Origin of the sequence: Arenimonas metalli CF5-1 (assembly GCF_000747155.1) — a bacterium.
In the GTDB taxonomy this organism is placed as follows: Bacteria; Pseudomonadota; Gammaproteobacteria; order Xanthomonadales; family Xanthomonadaceae; genus Arenimonas; species Arenimonas metalli.
Genome location: NZ_AVCK01000012.1, coordinates 1 through 13,817 on the forward strand (window position 1 = coordinate 1; position 13,817 = coordinate 13,817).

At 71.1% G+C, this 13,817-nt stretch carries 10 protein-coding genes and 1 pseudogene; 7 read left to right on the top strand and 4 right to left on the bottom strand.

What is annotated here, in order from left to right; translation table 11 throughout:
* The 4 genes and pseudogenes from rluB to N787_RS14875 all read right to left on the bottom strand — a co-directional run.
* Window positions 1-977 (bottom strand): 23S rRNA pseudouridine(2605) synthase RluB (rluB, locus tag N787_RS03735; RefSeq protein ID WP_034210910.1); only part of this gene is annotated, 977 nt, incomplete at its 3' end.
* 44 nt (window positions 978-1,021) lie between these two features.
* Window positions 1,022-1,813, bottom strand: a pseudogene (gene scpB / locus N787_RS03740) (SMC-Scp complex subunit ScpB); the annotation flags it as partial.
* A 19-nt stretch (window positions 1,814-1,832) separates the two neighbouring features.
* Complete coding sequence (locus N787_RS03745) at window positions 1,833-2,765, bottom strand: segregation and condensation protein A (protein ID WP_034210911.1); 933 nt, start codon at window positions 2,763-2,765, stop codon at window positions 1,833-1,835.
* 109 nt (window positions 2,766-2,874) lie between these two features.
* The gene (locus tag N787_RS14875) at window positions 2,875-3,501 is read right to left on the bottom strand and encodes an L-threonylcarbamoyladenylate synthase (protein WP_034210912.1); all 627 of its coding nucleotides are present in this window, start codon (window positions 3,499-3,501) and stop codon (window positions 2,875-2,877) included.
* 111 nt (window positions 3,502-3,612) lie between these two features.
* On the opposite strand from N787_RS14875, the gene N787_RS03755 reads away from it, so the two are divergent.
* From N787_RS03755 to epmA, 7 genes are all read left to right on the top strand, one after another.
* Window positions 3,613-5,514: an alpha/beta hydrolase family protein gene (locus N787_RS03755; protein ID WP_052575105.1), complete on the top strand. Its 1,902-nt coding sequence runs from the start codon at window positions 3,613-3,615 to the stop codon at window positions 5,512-5,514.
* Window positions 5,515-5,523: 9 nt separating this feature from the next.
* Window positions 5,524-5,823: a YciI family protein gene (locus N787_RS03760; RefSeq protein ID WP_034210913.1), complete on the top strand. Its 300-nt coding sequence runs from the start codon at window positions 5,524-5,526 to the stop codon at window positions 5,821-5,823.
* Window positions 5,824-5,825: 2 nt separating this feature from the next.
* The gene (locus N787_RS03765) at window positions 5,826-6,101 is read left to right on the top strand and encodes a BolA family protein (protein ID WP_034211372.1); all 276 of its coding nucleotides are present in this window, start codon (window positions 5,826-5,828) and stop codon (window positions 6,099-6,101) included.
* Window positions 6,102-6,301: 200 nt separating this feature from the next.
* Entirely contained in the window at window positions 6,302-9,799 is a 3,498-nt protein-coding gene (gene smc / locus N787_RS03770; RefSeq protein ID WP_034210914.1) for a chromosome segregation protein SMC, read from the top strand.
* Between the two features lie 74 nt (window positions 9,800-9,873).
* Window positions 9,874-10,647: a cell division protein ZipA gene (zipA, locus tag N787_RS03775; protein WP_034210915.1), complete on the top strand. Its 774-nt coding sequence runs from the start codon at window positions 9,874-9,876 to the stop codon at window positions 10,645-10,647.
* Window positions 10,648-10,656: 9 nt separating this feature from the next.
* Window positions 10,657-12,783 (top strand): NAD-dependent DNA ligase LigA, encoded by a 2,127-nt coding sequence (gene ligA / locus N787_RS03780; RefSeq protein WP_034210916.1) that lies wholly within the window; start codon window positions 10,657-10,659, stop codon window positions 12,781-12,783.
* Window positions 12,784-12,829: 46 nt separating this feature from the next.
* A complete protein-coding gene (gene epmA, locus N787_RS03785; protein WP_034210917.1) occupies window positions 12,830-13,798 on the top strand; it encodes an EF-P lysine aminoacylase EpmA in 969 nt (322 codons plus the stop codon).
* Window positions 13,799-13,817: the final 19 nt, after the last annotated feature.

Genomic DNA, 13,817 nt, shown 5'->3' on the forward strand with positions numbered 1-13,817 from the left:
CGGCCGCGGCCGCCGGGCTTGTCCTCGCGGAAGGTGTCGAAGCGGCGCAGTTCGCGCGCCTCGTCGTCCACCGCGCCGTTGACGTAGGACGCCTGCTTGCGGTCCTTGCCGACGCGGATCTCGGTCGGGCGCGACTTGCGCTGGCCGATCACCGGCTGCAGGGTCAGCACCGGCGGATTCTGCTCGAGCTGGAACTGCGCGCGCAGCTTCTCGACCTGCTCGGACGGCATCTCCTCGCAATGGCCGCGCTTGAGCAGGCGCGGCAGGTGCACGCTGCCGTACTTGACGCGCTTGAGGCGGCTGACGTTGTAGCCCTGCGATTCCCACAGGCGGCGCACCTCGCGGTTGCGGCCCTCGGTGAGCACCACCTTGAACCAGGCGTGCGAATCCGAGCTGCCGATGCGCTCGATCTCGTCGAACTTGGCCGGGCCGTCCTCGAGCTGCACGCCCTTGGCCAGGCGGTGCACCACTTCGTCCGGCACTTCGCCGTGGATGCGGCAGACGTATTCGCGGGCGATGCCGCTCGACGGATGCATCAGCGCGTTGGCGAGCTCGCCGTCGGTGGTGAGCAGCAGCAGGCCGGTGGTGTTGATGTCGAGGCGGCCGACCGCGATCCAGCGCGCGCCCTTCAGGCGCGGCAGCGATTCGAACACGGTCGGGCGGCCCTCGGGGTCTTCGCGCGTGGTCACTTCGCCTTCGGGCTTGTTGTACAGCAGCACGCTCGCCGGCTCGGTCAGCGCGGTGGCAACGAAGGTCTTGCCGTCGAGGTCGATGCGGTCACCGCCCTTCACCGACTGGCCGGTCTGCGCGACCGCGCCGTTGACCTTCACCAGGCCCTGGGCGATGCGCTCTTCCAGCGCGCGGCGCGAGCCGAGGCCGGCCTGCGCCAGCACCTTGTGCAGCCGCTCCTCGGCCTTGGCCGCGGGCGAACCGCCCTTGGCGCGAAGGGAGAGGGTCTTCTTGGATTTGTCGCTCATTACTTTTGCTCCGGCTCGGCGGTGTCGCCGGCCTCAGGGTCGGAAAGGTTCGCGGCGTCGCCATCGGCGTCGTCGCCATCGGTCGTCGGGGCGACGCCGGTGTCGGGGTGGTTCTCGTCGCCTTCATTGGCGAAGTCTTCTTCGTCGGCGACGAAATGGCCGTTGCCGGCCAGGCCATCGCCGTCATCGTCCTCGTCGTCGCCCACGGCGTGGCCACCGCCCTCGACCTCGTCGTCGAGGCTCGCGGCCAGCGCGGCGCTGGCGACGCCCGCGGGCGCCATGTCGAAGGGCAGCTGCGGCTCGAGCTCCGGGATGTCCTTGAGTTCGGCCAGCGGCGGCAGCTCGTCGAGCGACTTCAGGCCGAAGTAGTCGAGGAAGGCCTTGGTGGTGCCGAACAGCTCCGGCCGGCCCGGCACGTCGCGATGGCCGACCGAGCGGATCCACTCGCGCTCCTCGAGCATCTTGATCATGTTGGCGTTCACGCTGACGCCGCGGATCTGCTCGATCTCGCCGCGCGTGATCGGCTGGCGGTAGGCGATCAGCGCCAGCGTTTCCAGCGTGGCGCGGGTGTACTTGGTCTGGCGCTCGGTCCACAGGCGCGCGACCCAGGCGTGCACGTCGGCCTTGACCTGGAAGCGGAAGCCCGAGGCGACCTCGACCAGCTCGACGCCGCGCTCGGCGCAGGCCTCGCGCAGTTCCTCGATGGCGAGCTCGAGGCTGCCCTTGGGCGGCTGCTCGTCGTCGGGGAACAGGCCGGCCAGCTGGGCCAGGGTGAGCGGTTGCGGCGCCGCCAGCAGGGCGGCCTCGACGATGCGTCGGATCAGGGTCTGGTCCATGGTCTCGGGGCTGCGGTCCTCAGGCGTAGTCATCGTCGACGCCGTCGGAGGTCGGGGTGGGAAGCTCGGGCTCGCCGTCGCCGGCGGCCAGGGACTTGATGTAGATCGGCGCCAGCAGCGGCCGCGGCGACTGCAGGTCGGCGTGCGCGGGCGGGGCTTCCTGCACGATCTCGAGCAGCTGTTCCTTGGCCAGCTCGAGGATGGACAGGAAGGTCACCACCACGCCAAGGCGGCCCTCCTCGGCGTTGAACAGGCTCTCGAAGGCGTGGAACTGGCCGTCCGCCAGCCGGCCCAGCACCTCGCCCATGCGCTGGCGGACGCTGAGCGCCTCGCGCCGGATCGCGTGGTGGGTGAACAGGTCGGCGCGCTTGAGCACGTCGCGCAGCGCCAGCAGCATCTCGCGCAGGTCCACCGGCGGCGGCACCTTGGCCACGGCGCGCTCGGGCACGTGGGCGTGCACCACTACGGTGTCGCGGTCCTGGCGGGGCAGGGTGTCGATGTCCTCGGCGGCCTTCTTGAAGCGCTCGTACTCCTGCAGGCGGCGCACCAGCTCGGCGCGCGGGTCGGCCTCCAGGCCTTCCTCCGACGGCGGGCGGGGCAGCAGCATGCGCGACTTGATCTCGGCCAGGATGGCGGCCATGACCAGGTACTCGGCGGCCAGCTCGAAGCGCATGTCCTCCATCACGCCGATGTAGTCGACGTACTGGCGGGTGATCTCGGCGACCGGGATGTCCAGGATGTCCAGGTTCTGGCGGCGGATCAGGTACAGCAGCAGGTCCAGCGGACCTTCGAAGGCCTCGAGGATGACCTCGAGCGCATCCGGCGGGATGTACAGGTCCTGCGGCATCTGCAGCACGGGCTGGCCCTTGAACACCGCCAGCGGCATTTCCTGCTGCTGCGGCTGGACCGGGAATGCCGGCTGCTCCGCTGGGATCGCGGTGGGTTCGCTCATCAAGTGCTCGGGCAAAGGTTGGGCTCGGGTCGAGCTGGCCCGCGGGGGCCGGGGTGCAACGATGCTTCGGTACTGCAGGTTCGCGACGTCATGGCCAGGCCGGGTCGCCTTACAGTGCAACGGGATGGAACCCCTGGCGGACGACCTCGGGGGCGTCCCCCGTGCAGTCCACCACGCTGGTGGGGCCGGGCTCGCAGTCCTCGGCGTCCAGCATCACGTCGGCCCAGCGCAACCAGCGCTCGGCCACCACCTCGGCCTCGTGGCTGGCCGGGTCGGTTTCGTCCGGCAGCAACAGGCTGGTCGACAGCAAGGGCTCGCCCATCGCTTCCAGCAGCGCCCGGGTGACCACGTGGTCGGGCAGGCGTATGCCGATGTCGCGGCGCTTGCTTCGGCCGCTGTTCTTGATGCGCTTGGGCAGGTCCGCGGAGGCCGGAAGGATGAACGTGCAGGGTCCCGGGGTCAGCGATCGCATCAGCCGGAAGGCCGGATCGTCGAGCCGGGCCAGGCGGCCGGCCTCACTCAATTGGCGACAGAGTAAGGTGAAAGGGTGCTTGCTGTCCAGTTCACGCAGGCGCTGGACCCGTTCCTCGGCCGCCTTGGACTCCAGGCCCCAGACCAGCGCATAGCCCGCATCGGTGGGCGCCAGGGCCAGGCCGCCGGCCTTGAGCACCGCGGCCGCCTTGTCGATCAGGCGGGACTGGGGGTTGACGGGGTGGACGTGCAAGCGATCTGCCATGCCCGATTGTGCCTTGTGCCGGGGGCGCTGGGCGAGGGTGGGGAATTTCGCATTCCAATTCAACTGCGGGCTGGATATGTTGCGAGTCCCTGTTGCCGCCGGAACCGCTAGATGCGTCGTACGTCGCTTGCCTGCCTCCTGGCACTCCTGACCCTGGCGGGGTCCACGCTGGCCCAGCCGCTGCCGCCCGAGGCCTTCCTGGCGCCCGGTGACATCGCCGACCTGATCATTTCGCCCGACGGCGAGCACTACGCCGCCACGGTGCCGCTGGAGGACCGCACGGCCCTGGTCGTGCTGCGCCGCTCGGACATGAAGCGCAGCGGCTACGCGATGTTCAAGGCCGAAACCCACGTCATCGACGTGAACTGGGTCAACGACCGCCAGCTGGTGTATTCCGACGCCCGCCGCATGGGCCCGCTGGCCGCGCCGCGGGTGAGCGGCCGGCTGTACAAGATGAACGCCGACGGCAGCGACGCGGCCCCGGTGGTCACCGAGCTGGCCTTCCTGCACCACACGCTGCGCGACGACGACGAGCACGTCCAAGTCATCCGCCAGAGCGCCGGCGGCTCGCCGCGGCTGGTCAAGCTGAACGTCAGCACCGGCAAGTTCGTCGGCGAGCAGGTCAAGCACCCGCTCGAACACGGCAGCTACCACTCCGACAACGCCGGCGTTGTCCGCTTCGCCTCGGGCTACAAGGACTACGAGATCCGGTCGCGCCAGTTCCAGCGCGACCCCGACGGCGAGTGGCGCGAAATCAACGTCGAGGAAGAGACCGGCGTCCAGCTCTACTTCCGCGGCTTCTCGGCCGACAACAAGACCGCCTACCTGATCATCGAGCAGGACGACGGCCCCGACGGGTTCTACGCCTACGACATGGCCACCGGCGAGCGCACCCTGGTCGCGCGCCACGCGCGGGCGGACGTCGGCCACGTGCTGCGCTCGCCGCTCGATGGCGGCGTGATCGGCGTGGTGTATTACGCCGGCAAGCCCGAGGTGAAGTGGATCGCGCCCGAGGATCCGTTCGCCAAGTCGCTGGCGCGGGTGATGCGCGCCTTCCCCGGTTCCTACGTCACCCCGACGTCCTACACCCGCGACGGTCGCACCGGCATTTACTTCGTCAGCTCCGACATCAATTCCGGCGAGTACTACCGGGTCGACCACCAGACCGGCGAGGCGTCCTTCGTGATCGCCGCCAACGAGCGCCATGATCCGAACGTGATGGCGCCGATGCGCACCTTCACCTTCAAGTCCCGCGATGGCGTGGAGCTCGAGGGCTTCGTCACCGTGCCGCGCGACGCAGGCGGCAAGCCGGTGCCGCTGGTGGTGATGCCGCACGGTGGCCCCAAGGGCGTGTTTGACCGCTGGGGCTTCGATGCCGAGACCCAGCTGCTGGCCAGCCGCGGCTATGCCGTGCTGCAGGTGAACTTCCGCGGCTCGGGCAACTACGGCCGCGCCTTCCGCGAGTCCGGCAACGGCGAGTGGGGCGCGAAGATGCAGGACGACGTCACCGATGCCACCCGCTGGGCGATCGAGCAGGGCATCGCCGCGCCTGGCCGCATCTGCCTGTACGGCGCCAGCTACGGCGCCTATGCCGCGATGATGGGCCTGGTTCGCGAGCCTGACCTGTATGCCTGCGGCATCGGCAACGTCGGCCTCTACGACCTCGTGAAGATGTACAAGGAGCGCTCGGCCACGCGCTACGGCCGCGACTACTTCGACACCGCGCTGGGCGATGTCGACCTCGGGACGATTTCACCGGCGCGGCTCGCCGACCGCATCCGCGACCCCGTGCTGTTGGGCGCCGGCTCGCTCGACGAAACCACGCCGCTCGAGCAGACCCGCGCCATGGAATCCGGGCTCAAGGCCGCGGACGCCGAGCCGCAGGTGGCGATATACGACCTCGAGGCGCACGGCTACTATCAGATGAAGAACCGGCTGGACTGGGCGCGGCGCGTGCTCGCCTTCCTCGACGCCCACGCCGGCCAACCCGCCGCGGCCCCGGCCGCGCCCTGAGGAACGACCATGTGGTACCTGATCCACGGCATCGACCTGCCGAATTCGCTGGCTGGCCGGAAGCAGCACCGGCCCGCCCATCTTGCGCGGCTGGAGGCGCTGCGCGACCAGGGCCGGCTGAAGCTGGCGGGCCCGCTGCCCGCCATCGACGCCGAGGACCCGGGCCCGGCCGGCTTCACCGGCAGCATCATCGTGGCCGAGTTCGGCTCGCTGGAAGAGGCCAATGCCTGGGCCGCGGACGATCCCTACCTGGCCGGCGGCGTCTACGCCCGGGTCGATGTCAGCCCGTTCCGGCCGGTGCTGCCGTGAGCCTGCCGCGCGACCAGCGCCCGGCCGCGATCCGCGCCGCGCTCGAGGCCGCCCTGGCCCCGGTGGCGCTGGAGGTGGTGGACGAGAGCCACAAGCACGCCGGCCACGCCGGGGCCCGCGACGGCCGTGGCCACTTCGCGGTCACGGTGGTCAGCGAGGCCTTCGCCGGGCTGGCGCCGCTGGCCCGCCACCGCCGGGTCTACGCGGCCCTGGGCGGGCTGATGGAGACCGAAATCCACGCCCTCTCGATCCAGGCCCGGACCCCGTCCGAGGCCTGAGCCGGGGCACTCGCGGAGGCGGGTGAAGCCGCTGTTATACTGCCCGTCGGCCGCGTGCCGGGGATCGCGCTCTGCCAGTGGAATCAACGACTTGGCCGAACCGCGGACCCGCCCGCGAGCTTCCCATCGACCCTGCGGCGGGCCGCCCCCGGCGTCCCGTGGCCGGCGACTACTGGCCGGCTGCTTGAGAACCCCGACGAATGCGCCTTTCCACGATCAAGCTCTCCGGCTTCAAATCCTTCGTTGACCCCACGGTGCTGCACCTGCCGACCAACATGACCGGCGTGGTCGGTCCGAACGGTTGCGGCAAGTCGAACATCATCGACGCGGTGCGCTGGGTGATGGGCGAGAGCTCGGCCAGCCGCCTGCGCGGCGATTCGCTCACCGACGTGATCTTCTCCGGCTCGTCCACCCGCAAGCCGGTCAGCCAGGCCCAGGTCGAGCTGATCTTCGACAATTCCGAGGGCAGCATCGGCGGCGAGTACGCGCGCTACGCGGAGATCTCGGTGAAGCGCTCGGTCAGCCGCGACGGCCAGAGCAACTACTACCTCAACGGCGCCCGCTGCCGCCGCCGCGACATCACCGACCTATTCCTGGGCACCGGCCTGGGCGCGCGCAGCTACTCGATCATCGAGCAGGGCATGATCAGCCAGATCATCGAGGCCAAGCCCGAGGACCTGCGCGTGTACCTGGAGGAAGCCGCCGGCATCTCCAAGTACAAGGAACGCCGCAAGGAAACCGAGTCGCGCATCAAGAGCACGCGCGAGAACCTCGACCGCCTCAACGACCTGCGCGAGGAAGTGGACAAGCAGCTCGAGCACCTCAAGCGCCAGGCCCGCGCCGCCGAGCAGTACCAGGCCCTGCAGGCCGAGCGCCTGAACAAGGACGCCCAGCTCAAGGCGCTCGAGTTCCGCCGCTACGACGGCCAGCTCAAGGCCCTGCACGACACCCTGACCCAGGACGAGATCAAGCTGCAGTCGCTGATGGCCGACCAGCGCCAGGCCGAGGCCCAGATCGAGGCCTGCCGCAGCCAGCACGGCGAAGCCAGCGAAGCGCTGGGCAAGGCCCAGGCCGAGGTCTACCGCGTCGGCGGCGAGCTCGCCCGCATCGAGCAGCAGATCCAGCACCAGCGCGAACTGCGCCAGCGCCTGGAAACCGCCCGCGCCGAGGCCGACGCGGCCTTCGCCCAGGTCGGCGAACACATCAGCGGCGACGAGCGCCAGCTGGCCGAACTGCACAACGCCATCGCCGCCGCCGAGCCGCGGCTCGAGGCCATGCGCACCGAGGACACCGGCCGCCAGGACGCCCTGAAGGCCGCCGAAGCGGCGCTGCAGGACTGGCAGCAGCGCTGGGACACCTACGCCAAGGCGCAGGCCGAGGCGGCGCGCTGGGCCGAGGTCGAGCGCACCAAGATCGAATACCTCGAGAAGCAGGCGATGGACGCCGGCCGCCGGCGCGAAGCGCTGGCCGGCGAGCGCAGCGGCCTCGACACCAGCGCGGTCACCGAGGCGCTGTCGCGCCTGGTCGCCGACCACGACCAGCAGAAGGCCGGCCTCGATGGCCTCGGCGAGACGCTGGAGCAGCGCAAGGCCGCGCTGACCGCGCTGCAGGAACAGCAGCGCCAGCAGCAGTCGGAACTCGCCGACGTGCGCAAGCAGGGCCAGGCCGCCCGCGGCCGCCTCGCTTCGCTCGAGGCGCTGCAGCACGCTGCGCTCGGCCAGGAAAAGAACGTCGCGCTCGACTGGCTCAAGCAGCAGGGCCTGGACGGCAACGTCCGCCTCGGCGAAGCGCTCACCGTCGACGCCGGCTGGGAAACCGCGGTCGAGACCGTGCTAGGCAGCCTGCTCGAAGCCGTCACCGTCGACACGCCGAACGAGTTCCTGGACGCGCTGTCGAGCCTCGGCCAGGGCCGCGTCGCGCTGGTCAGCAGCTCCACCGAATCCGTGTCCGTGCCCGCCGGCTCCCTGGCCGCGAAGGTTCAGGGCCCGGCCGCCGTGCGCCGCCTGCTCGCCAGCATCCATGCCGTCGAATCCGCCGCCGAAGCGCGCGCGCTGGCGCCGGGGCAGGGCGAGGCCGTCATCACCCGCGGCGGCGAATGGCTCGGCGCCGGCTGGCTGCGCGTGCTGCGCAGCGGCGAGGCGCAGCAGGGCGCGCTGGCCCGCGAGCGCGAGATCCAGGCCCTGCGCGCCGAGATCGAGGCGCTGGGCAAGCGCGAGCAGACCATCAACGAAGGCCTCACCGCCATGCGCGACAAGCTGCTCGAAGCCGAGCAGCACCGCGAGGACGCCCAGCGCGCGCTGTACCTCGCGCACCGCAGCGTGTCCGAACTCGCCGGCCAGCTGCAGGGCCAGAAGAGCCGCCTTGAATCCGCCCAGGCCCGCGTCACCCGCATCGATGCCGAACTGGCCACGCTGGCCACCACGCTCGAGGAATCGCAGGCCAACGCCCGCGAGGCCCGCGCCCGCCTCGAGCAGGCCGTGGCGAAGATGGGCGACCTCGAGGCCGAGCGCCAGCGCCTGGACGCCGAGCGCCGCAGCTTCGGCGAGCAGCGCGACGCCGCCCGCAACAGCGCCCGCGAGGTCCGCGACGCCGCCCACCAGCTCGCGCTCACGCTGGAATCGCAGCGTGCCCGCGTGATCGCGCTCAGCCAGTCGCTGGCGCGCATGGGCAGCCAGAAGGCCCAGCTCGAAGTGCGCCTGAACGAACTCGTGGCCCAGCTCGCCGACGGCGATGCGCCGGTGGTGGCGCTGCAGGCCGAGCGCCAGGCCGCGCTCGACCAGCGCGTGATCGTCGAGAAGGACCTGGCCGCGGCCCGCTCCGCGCTCGACGGCATCGAGGCCGAGATGCGCGGCTACGAACAGACCCGCCAGCAGCGCGACCAGCAGTCGCTCGCCCAGCGCGAGGCGATCTCCGCCAAGCGCATGGAGGAGCAGGCCCTGGCCCTGCGCGCCGGCCAGCTGTCCGAGGCGATCGTCGCCGCCGGGCTGGTGCTCGAGGACGTGCTGCAGGCGCTGCCGGCGCAGGCCGATTTCGACGGCTGGCAGAAGACCCTGGCCGACATCGACGCCAAGATGCGCCGGCTCGAGCCGGTCAACCTGGCCGCGATCCAGGAATACGGCGAGCAGAGCGAGCGCAAGACCTACCTCGACGCCCAGAACACCGACCTCACCTCGGCCCTGGAAACCCTGGAAGCCGCGATCCGCAAGATCGACAAGGAAACCCGCGGCCGCTTCAAGGAAACCTTCGACCGCGTCAACGCCGGCGTGCAGGAGCTCTATCCGCGCCTGTTCGGCGGCGGCCATGCCTACCTCGAGCTCACCGGCGAAGACCTGCTCGACACCGGCGTCTCGATCATGGCGCGCCCGCCCGGCAAGCGCGTGTCCAACATCTCGCTGCTCTCGGGCGGCGAGAAGGCGCTGACCGCGGTGGCCCTGGTGTTCGCGATCTTCCGCCTGAACCCGGCGCCGTTCTGCCTGCTCGACGAGGTGGACGCGCCGCTGGACGAAGCCAACGTCGGGCGCTTCAGCAGCATGGTCACCGAGATGAGCGAGAAGGTGCAGTTCCTGTTCGTCACCCACAACAAGGCGACGATGGAAGCGGCCAAGCAGCTCTCCGGCGTCACCATGCGCGAGCCGGGCTGCAGCCGGCTGGTGTCGGTGGACCTGGCCGAGGCCACCCGCCTGGTGGGCGCGGCCTGACCGCGCCGCCGGTTTAGGGCATCATTCCAACGCGGGCCGCGGATCCGGCCCGACGCCAGACAGGGAGAGGCACCATGCTCGACGGACTCAGCGAGACCACGCTGCTGCGCATCGCCATCGGCGTCGCCGCGCTGGTGCTGTTCGCGGTCATCGTGTACACCAGCCGCAAGCCGGCGGGCCAGCAGGGCAAGCGCACCGCCCCGGCCCGCGGCGAGGCCGCCGGCGGCCCGCGCCAGGAGCCCACGCTGCGCGAGCTGATCGAAGCCGACGCCGCCACCGGCGACGAGGCCGCCGCGATCGAGCAGTCCGAACTCGACCTGCTGGAAAAGACCCTGGCGGGCGAAGACGTCCCCGACCGCCGCCCGGCGCCCGCGCCGCTGCCGGGCGCCCGCCCCGACGAGAATTTCGACAAGGTCGTCAGCGTCTTCCTGGCCGCGCGCGCGGGCCAGGCCCTGCACGGTCCCGACCTGGTGGTCGCGGCCGAGAAGGCCGGCCTGGTCTACGGCCACATGAACATCTTCCACCGCCTGGTGGACAACCATCCGGAGCAGGGCCCGATCTTCTCGGTCGCCAACCTGGTCAAGCCCGGCTCGTTCGAGATGGCCAACATCCAGGACCTGCGCACGCCGGGCATCAGCTTCTTCATGGCGCTGCCGGGCCCGCTGTCGGCGCTCGACGCCTGGGACGCGATGCTGCCCACCGCCCAGCGCATGGCCGAGCTGCTCGACGGCGTGCTGCTGGACGAGGAGCGCAACGCGCTCGGCCGCCAGCGCATCGCGCACATCCGCGAGGACCTGCGCAACTACGACCGCAAGCAGCAGAAGTGGGACCTGCGGACCACGCGCTGAGGCCCGGCGATGACCACGCCCGCTGAACGCGCCGCCGAACTGCGCGCGCTGCTCGAAGACGCCAACCACCGCTACCACGTGCTCGACGACCCGGCCATCCCGGACGCCGAGTACGACGCGATGCTGCGCGAGCTCGAGGCGATCGAGTGCGCCCACCCCGGGCTGTGCACGCCTGATTCCCCGACCCGGCGCGTCGGCGGGCTGCCGCTCGACGGCTTCGAGCAGGTCACGCACGCGCAGCCGATGCTGTCGCTCAACAACGCGTTCTCGGATGAAGAAGTCGGGGAGTTCGTGCAGCGCATCGCGCGAGAGCTGGGCGAAGCCGCGCCCGCATTCTCGGTCGAGCCCAAGCTCGACGGCCTGGCCATCAGCCTGCGCTACGAACACGGCGTGTTCGTGCGCGGCGCCACCCGCGGCGACGGCGCCACCGGCGAGGACGTCACCGCCAACCTGCGCACCGTCCAGGCCATCCCGCTGAGGCTGCGCGGCGACGCGCCGGCGGTGCTGGAGGTGCGCGGCGAGGTCTACATGCCCCGCGCCGGCTTCGAGGCCTACAACGCGCGCATGCGCGAGACCGGCGGCAAGGTGCTGGCCAACCCGCGCAACGGCGCGGCCGGGTCGCTGCGCCAGCTCGACCCGCGCATCGCGGCCTCGCGGCCGTTGGCGTTCTACGCCTATGGCCTCGGCGTCACCGAGGGCTGGGCGCTGCCGCCGCGGCACTCGCAGGTGCTGCAGGCGCTGCGCGACATCGGCTTCCCGGTCTCGCCCGAGGTGGCGGTGGCGCACGGCACCCAGGGCCTGCTGGACTACTACGCCGCCATCGGTGCGCGCCGCGACGCGCTGCCGTACGACATCGACGGCGTGGTCTACAAGCTCGATTCGCACGACCAGCAGCGGGCGATGGGCTTCGTCTCGCGTGCGCCGCGCTGGGCGATCGCGCACAAGTTCCCGGCCCAGGAGCAGCTCACCACGGTCGAGGCGATCGAGGTGCAGGTCGGCCGCACCGGCGCGCTGACGCCGGTCGCGCGGCTGGCGCCGGTGCAGGTGGCCGGCGTCGTCGTCACCAATGCCACGCTGCACAACGCCGACCAGATCGCGCGCCTGGATGTGCGCGTGGGCGACACGGTGATCGTGCGCCGCGCCGGCGACGTGATCCCCGAGGTCGCGCGGGTGCTGCCGGAGAAGCGGCCGCGGGATGCGCGCGGCGATCCGCTGCACGCGCCCTACGAATTCCCGTCCGCCTGTCCCGCCTGCGGCTCGCACACCGAGGCGGTGCGCAAGGTGCTCAAGAGCACCAAGGCCGGCGGCATCGAGTACGCCGAAGGCGCCACCATCGTCTGCACCGGCGGCCTGTTCTGCCCGGCGCAGCGCAAGCAGGCGCTGGTGCACTTCGCCTCGCGCAAGGCGATGGACATCGAGGGCCTCGGCGAAGCCTTCATCGAGGCGCTGGTGGATTTCGGCTACGTCGCCACGGTGGCGGACCTGTACGCGATGACGGTCGAGCGCTTCCTCGAGATGAAGCAGCGCGCCGACGAGCGCGACGGCACCGTGCCCGAGACCGTCAAGGCCGGCAAGATCGCCAGCAAGTGGGCCGAGAACCTGGTCGCGGCGATCGCCGCCAGCAAGGCCACCTCGCTCGAGCGCCTGCTGTTCGCGCTCGGCATCCGCGACGTCGGTGAATCCACGGCGCGCACGCTGGCGCGCTGGTTCGGCGCGCTCGATCCGCTGATGGCGGCCGACGAGGCCGGCCTGGTCGAGATCCCGGACGTTGGCCCGGTGGTGGCGGCCCGGATCGCGGGCTTCTTCGCCGAGCCGCACAACCGCGAGGTGGTGCAGGCCCTGCGCGCCGCCGGCGTGCGCTGGCCCGAGGGCCCGCCGCAGCGCTCGGTCGAAGGCCCGCTGGCCGGCCAGACCGTGGTGCTCACCGGCGCGCTGACGGCGATGAGCCGCGACGCCGCCGGCGACCGCCTGCAGGCGCTGGGCGCCAAGGTGGCCGGCAGCGTGTCGAAGAAGACCAGCTTCGTGGTCGCCGGCGAGGCGGCCGGCTCCAAGCTCGACAAGGCCCGCGAGCTGGGCATCGAGGTCTGGGACGAGGCGCGCCTGCTCGAATTCCTGAACGCCAACCCCGCCGGGTGAGTCCGGGGTGCGTCCGGCCGCCGCTGGCCGGGCGTAAAGTATTCACATGAAGGACTGGAAACCCACCGCCAACCTCAAGGCCCTGCGCCTGCGCGCCGAGCTCTACGCGCTGGTCCGCCATTTCTTCGCCGAGCGCGGCGTGCTCGAGGTCGAGACGCCGGTGATGTCGGCGTCGGGCAACACCGACCCGAACATCGAGAGCTTCGCGCTCGAGTTCGAGGGCCCCAAGGCCGCCGGCGCCGGCGCGCGCTGGCTGCGCACTTCGCCCGAATTCCCGCTCAAGCGCCTGCTCGCCGCCGGCGTGGGCGACTGCTACGAGCTGGGCCGCGTGTTCCGCAACGGCGAGGCCGGCAAGCGCCACAACCCCGAGTTCACGATGCTCGAGTGGTACCGCGTCGGCTGGGACCACCACCGCCTGATGGACGAGACCGCCGAACTGCTCAAGTCCGCGATGGCGCTGGCGGGCCGCCGCGCCACCGTTCGCGAGACCAGCTTCCGCCAGCTCTACCTCGACAAGTTCGGCTTCGATCCGCTGGTGGCGCCCGAGGAAGAGCTGCGCTCGCCGCTGGGCGTCTACGACATCGACCCGAAAGGGCTGACCCGCGACGACTGGCTGGACCTGCTGATGACCCACCTCATCCAGCCCAGCATCCCGGCCAGCCGCATCCTGCTGGTCTACGACTACCCGGCCAGCCAGTGCGCGCTGGCGCGCCTGCGCCCGGGCGATCCGCCGGTGGCCGAGCGCTTCGAGGCTTTCCTGGGCCCGCTGGAAGTGGCCAACGGTTACCACGAGCTAAACGACGCCACCGAGCAGCGCGCCCGCTTCGAGGCCGACCTCGCGCGGCGTCGCGCGCGCCATGCCAGCGAGCCGGCGATGGACGAGCGCCTGCTGGCCAGCCTGCCCAAGCTGCCGGCCTGCGCCGGCGTGGCGCTGGGCATCGACCGGCTGATGATGGCGCTGATGGGCACCGACAAGATCGCCGACGTGGTCGCCTTCCCGTTCGAGCGGGCATGAACCCCCGGTAAGCGCCTTT